This is a genomic window from Streptomyces atratus (assembly GCF_900119365.1).
Lineage (GTDB): Bacteria > Actinomycetota > Actinomycetes > Streptomycetales > Streptomycetaceae > Streptomyces > Streptomyces atratus_B.
Genome location: NZ_FPJO01000003.1, coordinates 249,213 through 270,099 on the forward strand (window position 1 = coordinate 249,213; position 20,887 = coordinate 270,099).

16 protein-coding genes and 4 pseudogenes are annotated in these 20,887 nt (G+C 70.6%); 9 read left to right on the forward strand and 11 right to left on the reverse strand.

All coding sequences use genetic code 11. From position 1 onward, the window contains the following. Positions 1-43 precede the first annotated feature (43 nt). The 3 genes from tatC to BT364_RS08030 are packed head-to-tail and all read left to right on the forward strand — an operon-like array spanning position 44 to position 4,796. Complete coding sequence (gene tatC / locus BT364_RS08020) at positions 44-991, forward strand: twin-arginine translocase subunit TatC (RefSeq protein WP_072484416.1); 948 nt, start codon at positions 44-46, stop codon at positions 989-991. 17 nt (positions 992-1,008) lie between these two features. Continuing rightward, complete coding sequence (locus BT364_RS08025) at positions 1,009-1,917, forward strand: diacylglycerol kinase (RefSeq protein WP_072484417.1); 909 nt, start codon at positions 1,009-1,011, stop codon at positions 1,915-1,917. A gap of 44 nt (positions 1,918-1,961) precedes the next feature. Further along, a complete protein-coding gene (locus BT364_RS08030; protein WP_072484418.1) occupies positions 1,962-4,796 on the forward strand; it encodes a DEAD/DEAH box helicase in 2,835 nt (944 codons plus the stop codon). A 229-nt stretch (positions 4,797-5,025) separates the two neighbouring features. Here BT364_RS08030 and BT364_RS08035 read toward each other — a convergent pair. The 3 pseudogenes from BT364_RS08035 to BT364_RS42630 all read right to left on the reverse strand — a co-directional run. Then, positions 5,026-5,301 (reverse strand): annotated as a pseudogene (locus BT364_RS08035) (LLM class flavin-dependent oxidoreductase); the annotation flags it as partial. A gap of 206 nt (positions 5,302-5,507) precedes the next feature. After that, positions 5,508-6,086: pseudogene (locus BT364_RS08040) on the reverse strand (amidase family protein); the annotation flags it as partial. A gap of 62 nt (positions 6,087-6,148) precedes the next feature. Further along, positions 6,149-6,838, reverse strand: a pseudogene (locus BT364_RS42630) (PucR family transcriptional regulator); the annotation flags it as partial. On the opposite strand from BT364_RS42630, the gene BT364_RS08050 reads away from it, so the two are divergent. Further along, positions 6,762-7,529, forward strand: a complete 768-nt coding sequence (locus tag BT364_RS08050) for a DUF917 domain-containing protein (protein WP_256259629.1) — start codon at positions 6,762-6,764, stop codon at positions 7,527-7,529. The pseudogene BT364_RS42630 and the gene BT364_RS08050 overlap by 77 nt on opposite strands. An 86-nt stretch (positions 7,530-7,615) precedes the next feature. Here the strand turns inward: BT364_RS08050 and BT364_RS08055 are convergent, their stop codons facing one another. The 4 genes from BT364_RS08055 to BT364_RS08070 all read right to left on the reverse strand — a co-directional run bounded on the left by BT364_RS08055 (position 7,616) and on the right by BT364_RS08070 (position 11,878). Further along, positions 7,616-8,059: an SPW repeat protein gene (locus BT364_RS08055; RefSeq protein ID WP_072484420.1), complete on the reverse strand. Its 444-nt coding sequence runs from the start codon at positions 8,057-8,059 to the stop codon at positions 7,616-7,618. Positions 8,060-8,207: 148 nt separating this feature from the next. Next, the gene (locus BT364_RS08060) at positions 8,208-9,830 is read right to left on the reverse strand and encodes a molybdopterin-dependent oxidoreductase (RefSeq protein WP_177328060.1); all 1,623 of its coding nucleotides are present in this window, start codon (positions 9,828-9,830) and stop codon (positions 8,208-8,210) included. A gap of 58 nt (positions 9,831-9,888) precedes the next feature. Continuing rightward, the gene (locus tag BT364_RS08065; protein ID WP_072484421.1) at positions 9,889-11,253 is read right to left on the reverse strand and encodes a cryptochrome/photolyase family protein; all 1,365 of its coding nucleotides are present in this window, start codon (positions 11,251-11,253) and stop codon (positions 9,889-9,891) included. Between the two features lie 40 nt (positions 11,254-11,293). Next, positions 11,294-11,878 (reverse strand): sigma-70 family RNA polymerase sigma factor, encoded by a 585-nt coding sequence (locus tag BT364_RS08070; protein WP_072484422.1) that lies wholly within the window; start codon positions 11,876-11,878, stop codon positions 11,294-11,296. Between the two features lie 140 nt (positions 11,879-12,018). Between BT364_RS08070 and BT364_RS39890 the strand changes: the two genes are divergently transcribed. Together BT364_RS39890 and BT364_RS08075 are read left to right on the forward strand one after the other, a co-directional pair. After that, on the forward strand, positions 12,019-12,156 hold the full coding sequence (locus tag BT364_RS39890) for a hypothetical protein (protein ID WP_371268358.1): 138 nt from the start codon (positions 12,019-12,021) through the stop codon (positions 12,154-12,156). A gap of 114 nt (positions 12,157-12,270) precedes the next feature. Then, a pseudogene (locus BT364_RS08075) lies at positions 12,271-12,661 on the forward strand (ABC transporter permease); the annotation flags it as partial. A 9-nt stretch (positions 12,662-12,670) separates the two neighbouring features. On the opposite strand, the gene BT364_RS08080 reads toward BT364_RS08075, so the two are convergent. Together BT364_RS08080 and BT364_RS08085 are read right to left on the reverse strand one after the other, a co-directional pair. Beyond that, positions 12,671-13,141, reverse strand: a complete 471-nt coding sequence (locus tag BT364_RS08080; protein ID WP_072484423.1) for an ABA4-like family protein — start codon at positions 13,139-13,141, stop codon at positions 12,671-12,673. Beyond that, complete coding sequence (locus BT364_RS08085; RefSeq protein ID WP_072484589.1) at positions 13,138-14,112, reverse strand: hypothetical protein; 975 nt, start codon at positions 14,110-14,112, stop codon at positions 13,138-13,140. The genes BT364_RS08080 and BT364_RS08085 overlap by 4 nt, the downstream gene beginning before the upstream one ends. A gap of 155 nt (positions 14,113-14,267) precedes the next feature. On the opposite strand from BT364_RS08085, the gene BT364_RS08090 reads away from it, so the two are divergent. Next, positions 14,268-14,945: a MerR family transcriptional regulator gene (locus BT364_RS08090; RefSeq protein WP_072484424.1), complete on the forward strand. Its 678-nt coding sequence runs from the start codon at positions 14,268-14,270 to the stop codon at positions 14,943-14,945. 63 nt (positions 14,946-15,008) lie between these two features. On the opposite strand, the gene BT364_RS08095 is transcribed toward BT364_RS08090, so the two are convergent. Both BT364_RS08095 and BT364_RS08100 read right to left on the reverse strand, forming a co-directional pair. Further along, a complete protein-coding gene (locus BT364_RS08095; RefSeq protein ID WP_072484425.1) occupies positions 15,009-15,851 on the reverse strand; it encodes a siderophore-interacting protein in 843 nt (280 codons plus the stop codon). A gap of 47 nt (positions 15,852-15,898) precedes the next feature. Next, entirely contained in the window at positions 15,899-16,807 is a 909-nt protein-coding gene (locus BT364_RS08100; RefSeq protein ID WP_072484426.1) for a 5'-3' exonuclease, read from the reverse strand. A 350-nt stretch (positions 16,808-17,157) separates the two neighbouring features. Here BT364_RS08100 and BT364_RS08105 point away from each other — a divergent pair, with 350 nt between their 5' ends. Together BT364_RS08105 and BT364_RS08110 are read left to right on the forward strand one after the other, a co-directional pair. Continuing rightward, positions 17,158-18,231 (forward strand): quaternary amine ABC transporter ATP-binding protein, encoded by a 1,074-nt coding sequence (locus BT364_RS08105; RefSeq protein WP_072484427.1) that lies wholly within the window; start codon positions 17,158-17,160, stop codon positions 18,229-18,231. After that, complete coding sequence (locus BT364_RS08110) at positions 18,224-20,860, forward strand: ABC transporter permease/substrate binding protein (protein ID WP_072484428.1); 2,637 nt, start codon at positions 18,224-18,226, stop codon at positions 20,858-20,860. The genes BT364_RS08105 and BT364_RS08110 overlap by 8 nt, the downstream gene beginning before the upstream one ends. Positions 20,861-20,887 lie beyond the last annotated feature (27 nt).

Here is a 20,887-nt window from a genome sequence, read left to right on the forward strand (position 1 = left end):
ACCCGCTCCACCGACAGCTGCCGCACGAGACGAGGGAAGTGGGTTGCTCAAGTCTGCCCGCAAGCAGGAGAAGGACGACGAGGGGCGGATGCCTCTCCTCGATCACCTGCGTGAGCTGCGCGATCGACTGCTGAAGTCGGTCCTGGCCATCGTGATCACCGTGATCGCGGCAGCGTTCTTCCAGAAGGAAATCTTCGAGTTCCTGATGAAGCCGATCCTGGATTCGGTCGGCTGTAAGAACGGCGCCGTGACCATGATCAATGGTCGACCGTGTGCGGAGATGACCACCAACGGTCTGCTGTCACCGTTTACCATCGCGTTGAAGGTGTCCCTGATGACGGGTGTGTTGGCGGCCACCCCCGTCTGGCTCTACCAGCTGTGGGCATTTGTGGCCCCAGGCCTGCACAAGCACGAGAAGCGCCATGCGATTTCCTTCGTCGCGGCCGGGGTGCCGCTCTTCCTGGCCGGCGCCTACCTGGCGTACGAGATCCTGCCGCAGACTGCCCAGATCATGCTTGGATTCACGCCCGACAACGTGAAGAACCTGCTGCCGCTCGATGACTTTCTCGACTTGATCACCCGCATGGTGATCGTCTTCGGGCTGGCCTTCGAGCTGCCACTGCTGCTGGTCCTGCTCAATATGACCGGGGTCCTGTCCGGCGCTCGCATGCTGCGCTGGTGGCGCGGGATGATCATCGGACTCACCGCGTTCGCGGCCATCGCGACACCGGGCGGCGATCCCATCTCGATGCTTCTGCTCGCGGCTCCGCTCGGGGTGCTGTACTTCATCGCGGTGGGTTTCTCCCTCCTCAACGACAAGCGCAGGCGGCGTTCCAATCCCGATGCTGACCTCGACGACGACGAGGCTTCGGAGCTGGACCTCACCCCCGAGGACGTCGGTGAGATCGAATCGGTCTCGTCCGCCCGGGCGTTGCCCACCCAGGCGAGCTCGGACCGTGACCGGGGCAACGGTTACGACGACATCACCTGACCTTGTAAGGTCCCCGGGTGACCAGCGAGATCACCCTTTTCGTCAATCCCACCGCGGGACGCGGCCGGGGCGCGCACGCCGCGCAGCCGGCCGCTTCCGCGTTGCGGGCCGCCGGATTCTCCGTGCGCACGGTGCTCGGTGAGGACGCCGACGACGCCCTGCGGCGGGCCCGTGAGGCCGTCACGGGTGGGACCGGTGCGCTGATAGCCGTGGGCGGGGACGGCATGATGTCCCTCGCCCTGCAGGCCGTCGCGGGAACGATGACCCCGCTCGGGGTCGTCGCAGTCGGCACCGGGAACGACTTCGCCCGCGCGCTCGGGCTGCCTATACGGGACCCTGCCGCCGCCGGACGGCTGGCCGCCGAGGCGCTCAAGGGCGGTGCCGTGCGCGAGATCGACCTGGGCCGGGTCGGTGAGCGGTGGTTCGGGTCGGTGCTCGCCTCCGGCTTCGACTCCCGGGTCAACGACCGCGGCAACCGGATGCGTTGGGCCGGCGGACGGTTCAAGTACGACCTCGCGATCCTCGCCGAACTCGCCGCGTTCAAGCCCATCCCGTACCGCGTCAGGCTGAACGGCGGACCGGTCAGGGAGATCGAGGCGACGCTCATCGCCGTCGGCAACGGAACGACGTACGGCGGAGGCATGCGGATCTGCGCCGACGCCGTCATGGACGACGGGCTCTTCGACGTGACGGTCGTCGGGGACTGCAGCCGCACCACCCTGCTCAAGGTGTTCCCCCGCGTCTACAAGGGGACGCACCTCGACCACCCGAAGGTCACCGTGCACCGGGTCTCCTCGATCGAGCTGGCCGCAGCCGGTGTCACCGCGTACGCGGACGGTGAACAACTCGGGGCGCTGCCGTTGACCGCGCACTGTGTGCCGGGAGCGGTGAGGGTGCTCGTGCCGGGTTCTCCCACCGGGATTTAAAGATCGCGTCACTGTCAGAGGTGGCGGGTAGGCTCGTAAGCAAGATGACAGAGGACCTCTCACCAGCTGAGCGATACCAGGCTTCTCGGATCCGTGCCGCCGAGCAGGCCACCGCACTCGCGCCCTTCCGTGAGCTGTACGAATTCGATCTGGACCCCTATCAGATCGAGGCCTGCGAGGCCCTGGAGGCCGGCAAGGGGGTGCTCGTCGCGGCCCCGACGGGCTCGGGCAAGACCATCGTCGGCGAATTCGCCGTGCACCTCGCCCTCGAACAGGGCCGCAAGTGTTTCTACACCACCCCCATCAAGGCCCTGTCCAACCAGAAGTTCACCGACCTGGTCAAGCGTTACGGACCGGAGAAGGTCGGCCTGCTGACCGGCGACAACAGCGTCAACGGTGATGCCCCGGTGGTCGTCATGACCACCGAGGTGCTGCGGAACATGCTGTACGCGGGCTCGCAGGCGCTGCGGGGCCTCGGCTACGTGGTGATGGACGAGGTGCACTACCTCTCCGACCGCTTCCGGGGTGCCGTCTGGGAGGAAGTGATCATTCACCTCCCGGACTCCGTGACCCTGGTGTCACTGTCGGCGACCGTTTCCAACGCCGAGGAGTTCGGCGACTGGCTGGACACCGTCCGCGGTGACACCGAAGTGATCGTCTCCGAGAGCCGACCCGTGCCGCTCTGGCAGCATGTCCTGGCAGGCCGCCGGATGTACGACCTCTTCGAGGAGGAGACCGACCACGGCGGCCGCGGCGCCGGACGCCGCGAGGTCAACCCCGATCTCGTCCGGCTCGCCCGGATGGAGAACCAGCGCGGGTACAACCCGCGTGAGCGCCGCCGCGGCAAGATGGTCCGCGAGGCCGACCGTGAGCGTGAGCGGCGCCAGCGCAGCCGGATCTGGACCCCGGCCAGGCCCGAGGTCATCGACCGGCTGGATGCCGAAGGACTGCTCCCCGCCATCACGTTCATCTTCAGCCGGGCCGGCTGCGAGGCCGCCGTGCAGCAGTGTCTGCACGCCGGACTGCGGCTCAACGACGAGGACAAGCGGCGCCTGGTCCGCGAGATCGTCGAGGAGCGGACCGCGTCCATTCCCGGCGAGGACCTCCACGTCCTGGGCTATTACGAATGGCTCGAAGGACTGGAGCGGGGCATCGCCGCGCACCACGCGGGCATGCTGCCGACGTTCAAGGAAGTCGTCGAGGAGCTGTTCGTACGCGGGCTCGTCAAGGCCGTCTTCGCCACCGAGACCCTCGCTCTCGGCATCAACATGCCCGCGCGCTCCGTGGTGTTGGAGAAGCTCGTCAAGTGGAACGGCGAGCAGCACGCCGACATCACCCCCGGCGAGTACACCCAGCTGACCGGGCGGGCCGGGCGGCGCGGTATCGACGTCGAGGGCCACGCGGTGGTGCTGTGGCAGCGCGGCATGGACCCGGGGGCACTGGCCGGGCTCGCGGGTACGCGTACGTATCCGCTGCGGTCCAGCTTCCGGCCCTCCTACAACATGGCCGTCAACCTGGTGCAGCAGTTCGGGCGGCACCGTTCGCGCGAGCTGCTGGAGACCTCCTTCGCACAGTTCCAGGCGGACCGGTCGGTGGTCGGCATCTCCCGGCAGGTCCAGAAGAACGAAGAGGGACTGGAGGGCTACCGGGAGGGGATGACCTGCCACCTCGGTGACTTCGAGGAGTACGCGCGGCTGCGCCGCGACCTCAAGGACCGGGAGACCGAACTCGCCAAGCAGGGCGCCACGCAGCGGCGGGCCGAGGCCGCGGCGTCCCTGGAGCGGCTCAAGCCCGGCGACGTCATCCAGGTACCCACCGGCAAGTTCGCCGGACTGGCACTGGTCCTCGACCCCGGCCTGCCCGCCGGGCGGACCAACGGGCACGGCCACCGCGGGCTCGAATACCACGACGGGCCGCGGCCGTTGGTGCTCACGGCCGAGCGTCAGGTCAAGCGGCTCGCCTCGATCGACTTCCCCGTTCCGGTGGAGGCGCTGGAGCGGATGCGGGTGCCGAGGTCGTTCAACCCGCGTTCCCCGCAGTCGCGCCGGGACCTGGCCTCCGCGCTGCGGACCAAGGCCGGGCACATAGTCCCCGAGCGGCACCGCAAGGGGCGGTCCGCCGCGGCCGACGACCGGGAGATCGCCCGCTACCGGGCGGAGCTGCGCGCGCACCCCTGCCACGGATGCGCCGAGCGCGAGGACCATGCGCGCTGGGCCGAGCGGTATCACCGCCTGCAGCGCGACACCAGGCAGCTGGAGCGGCGGATCGAGGGGCGGACGAACACGATCGCCCGCACCTTCGACCGGATCGTGGCGCTGCTCACCGAGCTCGACTATCTGCGGGGCAACGAGGTCACCGAGCACGGGCGCCGGCTGGCGCGGCTCTACGGCGAGCTCGATCTGCTGGCGAGCGAGTGCCTGCGGGCCGGGGTGTGGGAGGGGTTGAACCCCGCCGAACTCGCGGCGTGCGTCTCGGCGTTGGTGTACGAGGCGCGGCAGGCCGACGACGCGGTGGCGCCGAAGCTGCCGTCGGGGCCCGCGAAGACCGCGATGGGCGAGATGGTCCGGATCTGGGGCCGGCTCGACGCGCTGGAAGAGGAATTCGAGATCAACCAGGCGGAGGGTGTCGGGCAGCGCGAACCCGACCTCGGCTTCGCCTGGGCGGTCTACATGTGGGCGTCGGGGCGGACGCTGGACGAGGTGCTGGGCGAGGCGGAGATGCCGGCCGGGGACTTCGTGCGGTGGTGCAAGCAGGTGATCGACGTGCTGGGGCAGATTGCGGCCGCGGCGCCTCGGGACGGGAGTTCTGTGGCCCGGAGTGCGCACAAGGCGGTGGATGCGGTGTTGCGGGGGGTTGTGGCGTACAGCTCTGTGGGGTGAGCCGGCCGCTGGGTGCGGGTGCGGGTTCCCGGGGCGGGCGTTGTGGTGTGGGCTGCGGTGGGCTGTTGCGGAGGTGCGCCTGCGGCGGGCTTTCCCCTGCCCGCCCCTTCCCGTAGCCGGGGGTCCGCCCCCGGACCCCCGCTCCGCAAGCGCCGGAGAGGCTGTATATGCCGGCCGCAACCGGGGCTCTGCCCCGGGCCCCGCTCCTCAAGCGCCGGAGGGGTCCAGGGGTCGCGAAGGTCTTGGCCGCGAACGTCGGGTACGAGACGTTGGGGCGGTGCGCCACCAGGATCTGGAGCTTCTCGGCGCGGGCCGCGACGTAGGCGGCGGCCGGCGACGGGACGGGGGAGCCGGAGCCGTAGGCGAACAGCACCCGGTCCCAGCCGTGGTCCTCGTGCGCGCGGGCCGGTCTGAGGATGTACTCCTTGTCGAGGGACGGCCCGGAGCGGGGTGTCACCTCGGAACCTTCGTTCGTTGCTGCGATGCCGAGAAACCCGACGGGCATGGCGAAGCCTCATCTCGTGCTGCGGAAAACCGGTCGTGGGAAGCGCTGACGTGGAAACGGTCAGCGGCAACACGAGGCGGACCACACTCGACCGAAGTCGATGTGGTCAGGGGTGACCAGCCGCAGCTGAGGGCGCATCTGCCCAGTGGAACAGGTGTGTTGGTGACCAGTCAACTGTTTCCGGGTCCCATGGCCGGGACCCGGTCCAGCAGGGTGGCGATCCGGGCCAGCCGTTCGTCGGTGTGCGCCGGACCGATCAGCATCACGCCGAACCGCAGGCCGTCCACCTCGCCGGCGGGGGCCGCCACCGCGCACAGGCCGAGCAGGTTGGTGGAGCTGGTGAACCGGCCGAGGCGGGCATTGGTGCCCACCGGGTCCGCAGCGACCTCGGCGAGCGTGGGATGCCCCGGCGCGGCGGGCAGCAGGAGGGCGTCCGCGTCGCCGAGTGCGGCCGTCGCGGCGGTGCGGAGGACGGCCAGCCGGGCCTGGTCGGCGAAGAGCCGGTGTGCCGGGATGTCGCGGGCCGCGGTGATGATCCGGGCCACCACGGGGTCGAGGTCGGGGCCGGCGGGCGTGCCGTCGATGAAGGCGCCGACCGCCGTATAGCGCTCGGCGACGAACGCGCCGCCGTACAGCATCGCCCCGGCCTCGGTGAACGGCGTCAGGTCGACCGGCCGGAGCAGCGCGCCCGCCGCTCGGAGCCGGGCGGCCGTCGACTCGTACGCCGCCGCCCAGCCCGGGGCGAGCTCGCCGAGCTGTCCGGTGGGCGGGACCGCGATCCACCAGAATCCGGCTCGTTCAGATCGGCGCCCGTCAGCTGGACGATCTTGCGGATACGGGCGCCCACCGCGTTCCGGTGCAGATGGAGCGCCTCCGCGGCGCGGGCGGGCGAGTTGTTGTGGTCCAGATAGCCCTGGAGCGTGCGCAGCAGTGGCTCGGCGCGTTCCGGGCCCAACGCCAGCACCGGGGCGAGGAGTTCGCTGACCGCCTCGCGCGCCGTGTCGGAGGTGTACCACTCCAGCAGCATCCGGTCCAGGCCCACCGCGTCGTGCGCCGCCACCGCGGGCCCCGCACCGCGCGGCACTGCGGCCCGGGCCTCACGGGCCGAGGTGCGGATGCCCAGTGGGCCCCGGTGCGATGAGCCCACGCCGCACCGCAATCCGGCCTCCGGACGCAGTCCGGCCAGCCGGTCCACCACTCGGCGGGCGCGGGCCAGGGTGGCGCGCCGCCCGTCGGCTCCCGGGTCGGCGGGCCAGGTGCTGAGCAGGACGAGGGCGTCGTCGACCAGCGCGGCGTTCCACTGGACGGTGTCGGCGGCCTGCGGCGCGGGGGCGGGTGGGGCGGTGGCGGTGCCGGAGAGCGCCGCCGCCCCGTCCCAGGTGCGCAGCAGGGTCAGCGCCTGGGACATCACCGCGTCCAGGGCCTTCGGCCGGGCCGCCACCCACATCGCGCCGATCGAGGTGGGCGGCGTCAACTCCATGCTGCCCATCGCCTGCGCCGCCGAGGCGGGGCTGCCGCTGGTCGACGGCGACGCCATGGGCCGCACCTTCCCCGAGGCGCAGATGGTGCTGCCCGGTCTGATCGGGGTGGCCAACACCCCGATGGCTCTCGCCGACGACAAGGGCAACAGCATCATCGTCGACGCCGTCTCCGACCATGCCGCCGAGCGCATCGCGCGGGCCGTCTGCGTGGAGCTCGGCTGCCAGATCTCCAGCGCCGACACCGTGATGCGGGGCGACCAACTCGCCGACGGGCTCGTCCCCGCCACGCTGACGCTCGCCGAGCGGCTCGGCGCCGCCGTGCGCGAGGCGCGCGCCGCGCACACCGACCCGGTGCTCGCGGCCCGTGCGATGCTGTCCGGCACGCATCTGCTGACCGGCAAGGTGATCGACGTGAGCCGCCGAACCCAGGGCGGCTTCGCCCGGGGCAGCGCCCGGATCGAGGGCATCGGCGAGGACGCGGGCCGGGTGCTGGAGCTCGGCTTCCAGAACGAGCATCTGCTGGCCACCCGCGACGGCGAGACGGTCGCCACCACGCCGGACCTCATCTGCGTGCTGGACACCGACACCGGCGACCCGGTGACCACCGAGGGCCTGCGCTACGGCCTGCGTGTCAGCGTCCTCGCGGCGCCCTGCGACCCGCGCTGGACCACCCCGGGCGGCCTGGCGCTCGCCGGGCCGCGGTACTTCGGGTACGACGTGGACCATCTGCCGTTCCGGGAGAGCTGACCCACGGGCCGGACCACACCGGCGCCCGGCCGGTCCGCGTGGAGCGGGCCGGCCGGGCATCCCCTTCCGCCGGGCGATCCCTTGTCTCAGGCCGCGCGCTTGCCGCTCTTCATGGACACGGCCACGCAGACCAGTCCCAGCAGCACGGTCAGACCGCCGATGATGACGTTGCTGAGGACGATGCCGAGGCCGGGGCTGCTGCCGACGATCCACGTCGAGAGGATCGTCCAGATACCCATGGCACAGATGGCCCAGCTCAGGCCGTACATGCGCTCCGGCATGGCGGTGAACCCGAGGCCCAGCGCGGCGATCGCGATACCCATGATCAGGTTGTGCGTCGCGAGTGCGGGCTGACTTGCCGTGAAGTGCAGTACCCACGGCGAGATGGCGCAGTAAAGACCGACGAGGAACACCGGTGCGTCGACAAGGGCCACATCGCGGCCACCGAGCATGCGGGCATAGCGATCGCGCATTTCGGAAACATCCGGGTGACTGGCCATGTCACGGCCGGTGTGCGAGAGGTTTGACATGGGGTTCGTCTCCTTCGCTCCTGCAGACCAACCCGCCACTTCTGTGCGATAAGCGGCCTGCAATGTCATTCTGCGCTTATGTCGCCCTTATGTGTAGATTCCAGGCCCGCGAAATCCGTGGGAACCGCATGGGACCCCCGTACGCCGTTCAGGACACGTCGACCACCACCGAGTGCCAGCCGGTCGCGCCATTGGGCACGGTGCCCGTGCGAACGCCGGTCTGGGTGGCGCCGGTTCCGTCGGTGGCGCGGACCTGGAGGGTGTGACGGCCGGACGTCGCGGGCCACTCCCACACCCACTGGCGCCAGGTGTCCCGGGTGTCCGCGGCGGCCGGCCGGGCCATGTGCCACTCCCCGCCGTCCACCCGGACCTCGACCCGGGCGATGCCCCGGTGCTGGGCCCAGGCGACCCCGGCCACCGGCACGATGCCGGCCTTCGGGGAGGCGAGCGGGCGGGGGGTGTCGATCCGTGACTCGGTCTTGACCGGTGCCTGCTGGGCCCAGTCCCGTCTGACCCAGTAGGCGTCGTAGGCGGCGAACGTCGTCAGCTCGATGTCCTCGATCCACTTGCAGGCGGAGACGTATCCGTACAGGCCGGGTACGACCATCCGGACCGGGAAGCCGTGCTCGAAGGGCAGCGGCTCGCCGTTCATGCCGAAGGCCAGCATCGCGTCGCGCCCGTCCATGACCTCCTCGACCGGGGTACCGATCGTCATGCCGTCGACGGAACGCGCCACGATCTGGTCGGCGGGGCCGCCCTTCGACGGGGGGCGCACTCCGGCGTCGCGCAAGAGATCGGCCAGCCGCACGCCGAGCCACCTGGCGTTGCCGACATAGGGTCCGCCGACCTCGTTGGACACGCAGGCCAAGGTGATGTCGCGTTCGACGGCCTCCCTTCGCAGCAGGTCGTGGAGGCCGACGGTGACGGGCCGCGTCACACCCTTGCCATGGATCCTCAGCCGCCATGCAGCGGCGTCGACGCGTGGCACGACCAGAGCCGTGTCCACCCGGTAGAAGTCCTCGTTCGGGGTGATGAACGGGCTCAGCCCCCGGATCTTCAGATCGGCTCCGGCCGGGACCGCCGGTGCGGCGGATCGCGGTGCCGGGAGGACCAGGTCATGACGGGAGGCGGAGGCTCCGGCCTGGACGGAGGAGGTGAGCCGCCGGCCCAGGAGTCCCGCGCCGGCGGAGGCCGCCGCCGTGGCGGTGGCCGCGACCACGAAGCCCCGGCGGTCGAAGCCGCCGTCCGCCCCTTTGCCCCGCTCCCCGGCCGGGGTACGAGGCGCAGGTACGAGCCGTCCGACCAGCAGATACAGCACTGCGACGGCCACCGCGGCACCCACCACCGAGGGCAGCGCGTCGGTCGGCACGCCCTCCGGACGCCCTGCCGCCGCCACGGCCCCGACCAGGCCGAAGACCAGGACGGCGGCCGAACCCATCCGCCGGTGCCGCAGCGCCAGCACCCCGATCGCCATGGCGAAGAGCGCCAGAAGGATCAGGATCCCGAGCTGGAGCACCGGCTTGTCGGCGGTGCCGAAGTTCCGTACGGCGAAGTCCCGCACGACCGGGGGAACGCGGTCGATCACCGCACCGCCCACCGCCGTGACCGGGCCCGCCTCGGGACGTACCGGAGCCGCGGCCAGCTCGGCGACCGCCAGGGCGCAGAACCCGGCGATCAGACCGCTGAGCGCGGCGAGGGCGGTGCGCGTCCTGCCCGGTCGCGGGGGCCGAGTGGGCCCGGTCCGCTGTGCGTCGTCTCGATCTCCACTCACGACCGGGATTCGTCGCCCGGCGCCGGGCGGATTGGTCCGTCACCCGATCGGTGGCGGGTCAGTCCAGGCCGCGTGCCCGTTCGAACCGGGCCCGTGCCTCCGCCAGACCGACGAGCGGATCCGGGTAGTCGATCGCGGCCCGGCGCGACCCGGTGATCTTCCACGGCTCGTGGATCTCGCCGTCCGCCAGTTCCGTGAGCTCCGGCACCCAGCGGCGCACATAGGCCCCGTGCGGATCGAAGCGCTTGCCCTGGACCACCGGGTTCAGGACCCGGTGGGGGCGGGTGTCGGTGCCGGTGCCCGCCATCCACTGCCAGTTGAGCTGATTGTTCGCCACGTCACCGTCGACCAGCAGGTCCAGGAAGTGCCGGGCACCCACTCGCCAGTCCGCGTACAGCGTCTTGGTGAGGAAGCCGGCCACGAGCATCCGGCCCCGGTTGTGCATCCAGCCCTCGTACGCCAGCTGTCGCATCGCCGCGTCGACCAGCGGATAGCCGGTGCGCCCCGCACGCCAGGCCTCGATCTCGTCCGCGTCGGACCGCCAGCGGTCGTGCCGTGTGCGGTAGTCCTCGCGGGCGGCGTCCGGCCGTGCGGCGAGTACCTGGTGGTGGAAGTCCCGCCACGCCAGCTGCCGCACGAACGCGTCGGCGCCCGGTCCACCGCGCTCCCTCGCCCGGTTGATCACTTCGGCCGCCGAGAGAGAGCCGAAGTGGAGGTGGGGGGAGAGCCTGGAGGTCGCGTCACCGGCCAGATCGTCGTGGCCACTCTCGTACTCGGCCAGCGGGCCGTGCAGCCAGGACGACAGCAGCCGGCGTCCGGCAGACTCGCCACCCCCGGCGAGCCCGGGGGAGACGCCGGCCACCTCCGCCCGCCCCGGCAGCGGCCCCGACTCCACTCCGTCCGGCAGCCGCACCGCGCGGGGCGCGGCCAGTGTTCCCCGTACGCCCGCCTCCTCCCAACGGCGCAAGTACGGCGTGAACACCGCGTAGTGATCACGGCCCGCCGGGACGACCCGGCCCGGGGCGACCGCGGTGACCACCGCGTCGTGGACGTGCAGGGTGCAGCCGACCGCCGCGAGAGCCGTACGCAGCCCGCTCTCGCGGTGCGTCGCGTACCCGCTCACCCCGCCGGCGACGTGCAGACTCCGCGCACCGGTCTCCACGGCCACGGCACGGGCGGCGGCCACCACGTCGCCGTCCCGGACGACGAGCCGTCCGCCGCGGCGGCGCAGAGCCTCGTCGAGGTCGACGAGGCAGTCGGCGAGGAACGCCCGCCGGTTCGGTACGTCGAAGCCGGCCCGGTGGATGCCCCGGTCGCGTACGAACAGCGGAACGACGGCATCCGCGTCCCGTACCGCGGCCCGCAGCACCGGGTTGTCGTGCACCCGCAGGTCGGAGGTGAACAGTGCGACGGAGACGGTCATGCAGGTGTGTCCTTTCCGGTGCAGGTCATGCGGGCGTCGTTCATGCGTTGCTCCCCAGGCAGTCGCGCAGCCGGATCAGCCCGTCGCGCAGCCGTGTCTTGACCGTCCCGAGCGGTACGGAGAGCAGCTCCGACACCTCGCGCTGGGTCAGCCCCTGGTAGTAGGCGAGGGTCACGGACTGGCGCTGCAACTCGGAGAGCGTCCGCACGCAGCTGCGGACCTGTTCGCGCTCCAGCCGGGTCTCCACCTGCTCGGTGACCTGGTCGAAGGCCGGCGTACGGTCCAGCAGCGCCGCCCTGTGCTCACGGGCCGACGACGCCTCGGCCGAGCGCACCCGGTCCACGGCCCGGCGGTGAGCAAGGGTCAGCACCCAGCTCATCGCGCTGCCCCGGGAGGCCCGGAAGCGAGCGGCCGACCGCCACACCTCGACCAGGACTTCCTGCGCGACCTCCTCCGACTGGGCACGATCGCGCAGCACGTTCCGTACGAGCCCGAGGACGGGCCCGCTCACCGTCTCGTACACCGCGGCGAAGGCTTCCTGGTCGCCCCGGGCGACCAGCCCGAGCAGTTCCTGGAGATCGGGCCCCGCCGACGGCGCTCCGCTGATGTACAGGGCTTCCTTCACGCGGGCTTCCTCCCTGACCGCGCATCGGCTCTCCGAGGTGATCCGGGACCGACGGCAGCGCGGATGGGTCGGTGCGCGAGATCCTTCCACGCCTCCCGAAATTCGCGATGCATCGTGGTTGACGCGTCTGAGCCGGCGCGGTGGTCGCCGCCGTCACCGTGGCCCACCCCTCCCTCGACGACGTCCATCTGCGCTACGCCGGACGCGGCTTCGCCGAGGCCGAAGCCGCGTCGGCCCGGCAGACCCCCGTCCTCACCGCCGCCGGAGGCAACCGATGAGCAGCCGAGCACTTGCCCAGACCTGATACTTGACTCAGCGTCAGCTCATGGGGATCGTCCGGCAGCCGATCTTTCTGGCGATCTCCCTGGTCCAGCCGGTGATCTGCCTGGGCCGCCGGAGCTGCCTACCCGGGCGGCGCGGGCGGACTGCTGATCCTGGTCGTCGCCTCGGTGCTGCTCGGTACGGTCTTCGGCGCGCTCTCCAACGCCCTGGGGATGCTGGTGCGCCGGCGCGGAGTCGATCAGCGGCATCAACACCTTCCTCCTGCTGCCGCTGACCTTCCTCTCCTCCTCCTTCATGGCCCCGGGCCGGATGCCGTCGTGGATGCGGCGCATCGCCGACTTCAAACCTGTCAACTGGGCGATGGTGGCGGGCCGTTCGGCGTTGAACGGCGACCCGGACCGGGGTGTGGTGCTCGGTCGCGGGGGAGCCCTTCTGGTTCTCGCGGTGGTGGCGGTCGGGCTGTCGACCCGTACGTTCCGCTCGTACCAGAAGTCCGTCTGACGCGCGCGCCTACGGCAGCGTCGCACCATCGACCCGGTCCGGGACCGAATCCCCGGGCCGGGTCCTCGGCTTCAGTACCGCCCTCAGCGCGAGGAAGACCAGCAGCCCGAACGGCGAGAGCAGGATCGTCAGCACCAGCAACGGCCCCATCACCAGCGGGGAGATCCCCAGCCGGCGCCCTTCCAGGAACATCCACTGGCCCAGCAGCAGATCCCAGGCGATCACCTGCGCCCAGATCGCCCCGGCCCCGTTCGCCAGCGCCATCAGATCGCGGAAGGTGTCGATGTCGGGGCTGCGCACCGCGTCCCAGAGCTCGGGGAAGACGGGCACGGCCATGACCAGGTAGAGCACCAGCACCGGCAGAACGGTGAGCGGCGAAGCGGCGATGCGTGCCGTGGGGCGCCAGTTGGGCGCCAGGATCATCAGCAGCCAGAACGGAGCCGCCAGGAAGAACGAGAGCTCGAAGAGTGCACCGGTCATGACAGAAGCTCCTTCTGGCTGCGATCGGAATCGGAATCGAAATCGGAACCGGAATCGGGACCGGCACCGGAGCCGTGGTGCGAATAGGGCCGCTGCTGTACGGGAGCAGGCCTCAGCGCCCAGAAGCAGGCGGCGACGGCGCTCGCGACCACGATCAGGGCGGCGGCGCCGAGCGTCGCACCGTCCGGGTGGATCAGCGGCTGGCCGCGCAGCGCCTGCCAGGTGACCAGCGCGACGACCGCCGCGTACGTCCCGGAGGCCACCAGCACCAGCCGCAGCCGGACCCGCGGGTCGCGCAGCCGCGGGAAGCGCGGGGCCAGGCAGACCAGTGCGACCAGGAAGAGCGGCAGCAGCTGGAGCGCGTGCATCCCGATGAAGTGCGGGATGCGCAGATCGCCGCCGGTCGTGGACCAGCCGGTCAGCGGCATCGACGGGCCGCCGTCCGGTACGCCGACGGTGTGCGCGCCGATCACATCGGCGGTGTCCAGGATCCCGGCCGCCCGCTGTTCGGGGGTGGGCTGAGTCATCAGGAAACCGAATCCGGCGCCCACCAGGGTGAGCAGCACGCCGGAGCGGATCGCCCAGGCGGAGGCGCGGTCGGTGATACGGGCGCGCAGCAGCAGGATCGCGATGACCAGTGTGCCGGTCCACAGGATGACGACGGTGACGGCCATCGCGCTGAACAGCGTCTCGTCGAACGGGGTGGCGTGGTTGAAGTGGCTCCGCTTCCCGCGGATCACCTGCCCGGTGATGATCGCCATCTCGACCAGGCTGGACAGCGCGACCACGGTCCCGGCCCACCAGCCGATGCGCCGGCCACGGATGACCAGCGTCAGCATCCAGGCGAGGGCGAGCGCGTACACGACGAACGAGACCGCGAATTTGAATGGTTTGAACCATATCGCCGCGCCCGCCAGGACCCGGTCGTCGGCTATGAGGCCGATGGCCGAGACGACCGTCATGACGGCCATCGCCGCGGTGAAGAGGACCAATGGCCGATGCCAGGAACGCCACGAAGACATGAGGACCCCTCGGAGATTATGGATAGCAGCACTTCCCGCTATCCGATAGCGGAACTATCTATGATGGGTCGGGGGATTGGCAAGGGCGGAAGGGAGAACACGCGGTGCGCATCGGCGAGTTGAGCAACAGGTCCGGGGTTCCGGTGCCGACGATCAAGTTCTATGTGCGTGAAGGGCTGCTGCCCGCAGGGAAGTTGACCAGCCCGAACCAGGCGAGCTACGACTCGGGTCATGAACGCAGGCTGCGGCTGATCCGCGCCCTGCTCGATGTCGGCGGGCTCTCGCTGGCTGCCATCGGTGATGTGCTGAGGGCAGTCGAGGATCCGGCACAGCCGGTGCACAAGGTGCTGGGTGTCGCGGCGAAACGTCTCACCCCGCCGCAACGGGACGAGCCGGGGCCCGAGTCGGAGGACGCCCGCGAAGAGGTGGCGGCGCTGCTGAAGCGGCGCGGCTGGCGGGCCGAGGCGCACGGTCCGGCGGGCGAGTCCCTGGCCGAGGTGATCGTCGCGCTGCGGCGGGCCGGCCACGGGGGGTTCGTCGAGCTGCTCGACGACTACGCGGCTGCCGCCGAACCGGTCGCGAGGGCCGACCTCGACTACGTGGGACGGCGGGTGGCGCGCGAGGACCTGGTGGAGAGCGTGGTGGTGGGCACGGTGCTGGGGGAGGCCATGTTCGGCGCGCTGCGACGGCTCGCGCAGGCGGACGCCTCCGCGCGGATGTACGACGGCGACGGGGCCGGTCCGGGCGGCGACGGGGCGGAGCCGCGCGGCGCCGAGGGGTGATTCAGTGCCCCGGACGCGCGTACGCCCCGGCCGCCGGCCGGGGCGTACGGGGGCGATCCGGTGTTACGCGGCGCTCTCCTGCTCGCGCTCCACCTGTGCGTTCCACTCGCGCTTGACCGAGCGCCAGGCGTCGTCGTTCTGACCGAGCCGCCAGTAGCCCGAGATGGACAGCCGGTCGAGCGGGATCTTGCGCTCCAGGCGCAGATGGCGGCGGATCTCCTTCACGAAACCCGCCTCGCCGTGGACGAACGCCTGGACCTCGCCCGCGGGGAACTCCAGCTCCTTCACGGCCGCGGTCAGCGCCTCGCCGACCGGGCGCTCCCCGCGGTGCAGCCAGGTGACCTCGACGCCGTCGGGCGTCACGATCTTCTGCTCCTCCGCCGCGTCCGCCACCTCGACGAACGCGTGCACCACCGCGCCCGCCGGCATCTGCTCCAGGGCCGCCGCGACGGCCGGCAGCGCGCTCTCGTCGCCCGCCAGGAGGTGCCAGTCCGCCGAGGTGTCCGGGCCGTAGCCGCCGCCCGGGCCCAGGAAGGTCACCTGCTCGCCCGGGACCGCCCGCATCGCCCAGGGCCCGGCAAGGCCCTCGTCGCCGTGGACCACGAAGTCGATCGCCAGCTCGCGGGCGACCGGATCCCAGGAACGCACCGTGTACGTACGGGTCGTGGGCCACAGCTCCCGGGGCTGCTCCTCGCGGATGCGGGCCATGTCGAAGGGGTGCGCGTAGTCGGCGCCCTCGGGGGCGAAGCAGAGCTTGACGTAGTGATCGGTGAACCCGGAGAGCCCGAAGCCGGCCAGGCCCGCGCCGCCCAGCACCACGCGCACCATGTGCGGGGTGATCCGCTCGGTGCGCACCACGTGGGCCCCCTGCGCCTTGGGTGCCTGCCGTGCCGGTCGTTCTGCCACGAGGTTCTCCCTGCTCCGATGTGCTTAGGCTTACCTAAGCTAGCATCTCAGTCGCGCAGAGTGGAGAGCAGGCGCTGGAGCGCACCGCCCAGTCCCCACCGCTTCGCGAGGGCTTCGAGGGTGGCGGGATCGCGCGGCCCGGCGGGCAGCGCGGGGTCGAACTCCGGCAGGGGTACGTCACCGGCGACCCGGACCACCTTCGGCGCGACGGCCACGTACTCCCGTGCCTCGTCGAGCCGCTTGCGCTGCGACGGTGTCAGTTTGGCCTTCGGGTCGTCGACGGCGGCCATGATCCCGGCCAGATCGCCGAAGGTGTCGAGCAGCTTCGCCGCGGTCTTCTCGCCGATGCCGGGGACGCCCGGCAGCCCGTCGCTCGGGTCGCCGCGCAGCAGGGCCAGATCGGCATAGCCGGAGCCGTCCACCCCGTACTTCTCCCGCAGCCACGCCTCGTCCGTCAGCTGGAGCGAGCCGACGCCCTTCAGCGGGTAGAGCACCCGCACCCCGCGCGCGTCGTCGACCAGCTGGTAGAGGTCCCGGTCGCCGGTGACGATGTCCACGGGGCCGGCGGCCAGGCCGGTGAGCGTGCCGATCACGTCGTCGGCCTCGTAGCCCGCGACGCCGACCCGGGCGATGCCGAGGGCGTCGAGCACCTCCTCGATGACCGGCACCTGCGGGGCCAGGGTGTCCGGGGTCTCCTCCTCGTCGGGCAGGCCCTCGGCGGTCTCCACCGCGACCCGGTGCGCCTTGTACGAGGGGATCAGCTCGACCCGCCAGTGGGGCCGCCAGTCCGCGTCCATGCAGGCGACCAGGTCGTCCGGCCGGTGGTCCTGCACCAGCCGCCCGATGAAGTCGAGCAGCCCGCGCACGGCGTTGACGGGTGTCCCGTCCGGGGCGCGTACCGAGTCGGGGACCCCGAAGTAGGCGCGGTAGTAGAGGGAAGCGGTGTCGAGGAGCATCAGGCGTCGCGTCACACCCCGATGATGCCGCACACCACCGACACCGGCCGTCGCGGACACCGGCCGCGAGGGCGCGTGACCAAGGGGGACGGGTGGCTGCAATCATCCGTTCACATGTGACCTGGATCACTCTTGTGTTTGGGTCGTGTAAGCGGGGGCAGGCGCGCAGCCGGAGCGGATCACGTACCGGTTTCAACCGGTGTGCGTGCCATGCGGACCGAATCCGCGCCGCTCCACGGTCTGCCGGAGGGGGTGGCAGACCGTTTTTCGGTTCAACCCGCGAGGTGTATGTGTCAAGGCTGCAAGCTGAACGCTTGTACAAAGTGTTCGGCAGACGACCCGATCAAGCCGTGCAGAAACTCGAAGGCGGCGCGGACCGCGACGAGCTGCGCGCCGACGGAACGACCGCAGCGGTGATCGACGCCTCGTTCACCGTCGAACCGGGACAGATCTTCGTCGTGATGGGTCTGTCCGGGTCCGGGAAGTCCACGTTGCTGCGCATGCTCAACGGACTTCTGGAGCCCACCGCCGGACGCGTGCTCTTCGACGGCCAGGACCTGACCGCCCTGAGCCCCGCCGAACTGCGCCACGTCCGGTCCTCCAAGATCAGCATGGTCTTCCAGCACTTCGCGCTCTTCCCCCACCGCAGTGTGCTGGAGAACGCCGCGTACGGCCTGGAGGTCCAGGGCGTCCCGCGTGCCGAGCGCGAGAAGCGCGCCGCCGAGGCGCTGGAGCTGACCGGCCTCGCCGGCTGGGAGAAGTCCTGGCCCGACGAGCTGTCCGGCGGCATGCAGCAGCGTGTCGGCCTGGCCCGCGCCCTGGCCACCGACGCCGACCTGCTGCTGATGGACGAGTCCTTCAGCGCGCTCGACCCGCTGATCCGCCGCGACATGCAGGACCAGCTGCTCGAACTGCAGAAGCGGCTGAAGAAGACCATCGTCTTCATCACCCACGACCTCAACGAGGCCATGCGCCTCGGCGACCGCATCGCCGTGATGCGCGACGGGAAGATAGTCCAGCTCGGTACCGCCGAGGACATCCTCGTCACCCCGGCCAACGACTACGTCGCCTCCTTCACCCAGGACGTCGACCGGACCAGGGTGCTGACCGCGGGCGCCATCATGGCCGAGCCGCACACCGTCCTGGGCAGCAGCACGGAGGACGGCAAGGAACTGCGCACCCCGGCCGACGTGCTCGCCGCCGCCCCGGCCACCGTCACCGAGTCCACGCCGATCATCGAGCTCTTCACGCCCTGCTCGCAGAGCGGTGTCGCGGTCGCCGTGACCGACGCCGAGGGCGAGCTCGTCGGTGTCGTACCGCGCGCCCGGCTGCTCGCCGTCCTCGGTGAGCCGATGACCCCCGCCGAGGCCCCGCAGGACGTCAGGCCCGGCACGGTCGGCACGAAGAAGGTGGCCAGTGTTTAGGCTCCCTCTCGGCGACTGGGTCGACTCCGCCGTCGACTGGCTCCAGACCCATCTGGCCTGGCTGTTCGACGCGATCAGCTCGATCGTCAGCAATATGTTCGACGGCATCGCCGCCGTGCTCTCCGCCCCCGCCCCGCTGCTCTTCGCGGGCATCGTCGCGGTCATCGCCTGGTGGCTGCGCGGCCTGCTCGCCGGTGTGCTCGCCTTCGTCGGCTTCGCCGTCATCGACTCCGTCGAGCTGTGGGACGAAGCGATGGACACCCTCACCCTGGTGCTCGTCGCCACCATCATCGCGCTGGTGCTGGCCGTACCGCTGGGGATCTGGGCGTCCCGCTCCAAGACCGTCAGCGCGGTGACCCGGCCGGTCCTGGACTTCATGCAGACCATGCCCGCCATGGTCTATCTGATCCCCGGCGTCATCTTCTTCGGCGTCGGCGTGGTGCCCGGCATCATCGCCACCATCATCTTCTCGCTGCCTCCGGGCGTCCGGATGACCGAACTCGGCATCCGCCAGGTCGACAGCGAGCTCGTCGAGGCTGCCGAGGCCTTCGGCACCACCAAGCGCAACACCCTGCTGCGGGTCCAGCTGCCGCTGGCCCTGCCCACGATCATGGCGGGCATCAACCAGGTCATCATGCTGGGCCTGTCCATGGTGGTCATCGCCGGCATGGTCGGCGGCGGCGGCCTCGGCGGCGCCGTGTACCGGGCCATCGGCAACGTGGACGTCGGTCTCGGCTTCGAGGCGGGCATCTCCATCGTCATCGTGGCGATGTACCTGGACCGGATGACCGGCGCGCTCGGCCGCGAGGTCTCCCCGCTCGCCCGCCGCGCGCTCGCCAGGGCGCAGGCGATGGCCGGCGGATTCAAGATCTGGAACCACCGCCCGCAGCCCGTCGTCGCGATCTCCGGCGTCGTCGTCCTCGCGCTCGTCGCGGGCGCCCTGGGCATCTTCGGCTCCTCCGGCCCGGACAAGGGCGAGAGCACCGCCGACGGTTCGGACATCGGCGCGGGCAAGAAGATCAGCATGGGTTACATCCCGTGGGACGAGGGCATCGCCTCCACCTTCCTCTGGAAGGAGATGCTGGAACGGCGCGGCTTCGAGGTCGACGTCAAGCAGTACGAGGCCGGCGCGCTCTACACCGGCATGGCCAACGGCCAGATCGACTTCGAGACCGACTCCTGGCTCCCGGTCACCCACGCCAGCTACTGGAAGAAGTACCAGGACCGCCTGGAGGACATGGGCTCCTGGTACGGCCCCACCTCGCTGGAGCTGGCCGTCCCCTCGTACGTGAAGGACGTCCGGTCGCTGGAGGACCTCAAGGGCAAGGGCTCACAGTTCAAGGGCCGGATCGTCGGCATCGAGCCGAGCGCCGGCGAGACGGGCCTGCTCAAGGACAAGATCCTTCCGGGCTATGGCCTGGACAAGGAGTACAAGGTCGTCGACGGCTCCACGCCGTCGATGCTGGCCGAGCTGAAGCGCGCGTACGCCAAGAAGGAACCGATCGTCGTTCCGCTCTGGTCGCCGCACTGGGCCTACAACCAGTTCGAGCTCACCAAGCTCAAGGACCCCAAGAACCTCTGGGGCAAGGGCGACGGCATCCACACCCTGGCCCGCAAGGGCTTCTCCGCCGACAACCCCGAGGTCGGCAGCTGGCTCAAGAACTTCAAGATGAGCGAGGACCAGCTCACCAGCCTTGAGGCGCAGATCCAGAAGTCCGGCTCCGGCAAGGAGCAGGAGGCGGTCCGCACCTGGCTGAAGGCCAATCCGGGCGTCGCCGACAAGTGGACCCCGGTCGCCGGGGCCGGCACGGCCAAGGGCGCGAACGGCAAGGACGAGCGCGACCGCGCCGTCGAGATGGCCTGGTTCCCCTGGGAGGAGGACATCGCCGCCACGTACCTGTGGAAGGCGGTCCTGGAGGAGCGCGGTTACAAGATCAACCTCAAGCAGTTCGAGGTCGGCCCGATGTACACCGCCATGTCGCGCGGCCAGATCGACGTGCAGTTCGACGGCTGGCTGCCCTACACCCAGAAGAACTACTGGGAGAAGTACGGCTCGCAGCTGAGCGACCTCGGTTCGTGGTACGGCCCGACGTCCATCGAGGTCGCGGTGCCCTCCTACGTGAAGGACGTCAAGTCCCTCGCCGACCTCAAGGGCAAGGGCTCGCAGTTCAAGGGCCGGATCGTCGGCATCGAGCCGGGCACGGCCACGATGGAGAACCTGAAGAAGAACGTCCTGCCGGCCTACGGCCTGGACAAGGAGTACAAGGTCGTCGACTCCTCGACCCCCGGCATGCTCGCCGAGCTGAAGCGCGCGTACGCCAAGAAGGAGCCCGTCGCGGTGCTGCTCTGGACCCCGCACTGGGCGTACAGCGAGTACGGCATGACCAAGCTGAAGGACCCCGAGAAGGCCTTCGGCGACGGCGACCGGCTGCACACCATCGCGTCAAAGGACTTCCCGGAGAACTACCCGCAGCTGACGAAGTGGTTCAAGGACTTCAAGCTGAGCGAGGACCAGCTCGCCGGCCTGGAGAACCAGATCCAGAAGCGCGGCGCGGGCCACGAGGAAGAGGCCGTGAAGGCCTGGATGGAGAAGAACCCGGGCATCGTGGACAAGATGGCCCCGCAGTAGGGCCTCCCGCAGGACCCGGAGCACCGG

Bases quoted from the DNA above. Each gene is read 5' to 3' on its own strand.
- BT364_RS08030 (WP_072484418.1), top strand. From the start codon at position 1,962: ATGACAGAGGACCTCTCACCAGCTGAGCGATACCAGGCTTCTCGGATC.
- BT364_RS08055 (WP_072484420.1), bottom strand. From the start codon at position 8,059: ATGTCAAACCTCTCGCACACCGGCCGTGACATGGCCAGTCACCCGGAT.
- BT364_RS08065 (WP_072484421.1), bottom strand. From the start codon at position 11,253: ATGACCGTCTCCGTCGCACTGTTCACCTCCGACCTGCGGGTGCACGAC.
- BT364_RS08080 (WP_072484423.1), bottom strand. From the start codon at position 13,141: ATGACCGGTGCACTCTTCGAGCTCTCGTTCTTCCTGGCGGCTCCGTTC.
- BT364_RS08085 (WP_072484589.1), bottom strand. From the start codon at position 14,112: ATGGCCGTCATGACGGTCGTCTCGGCCATCGGCCTCATAGCCGACGAC.
- BT364_RS08100 (WP_072484426.1), bottom strand. From the start codon at position 16,807: ATGCTCCTCGACACCGCTTCCCTCTACTACCGCGCCTACTTCGGGGTC.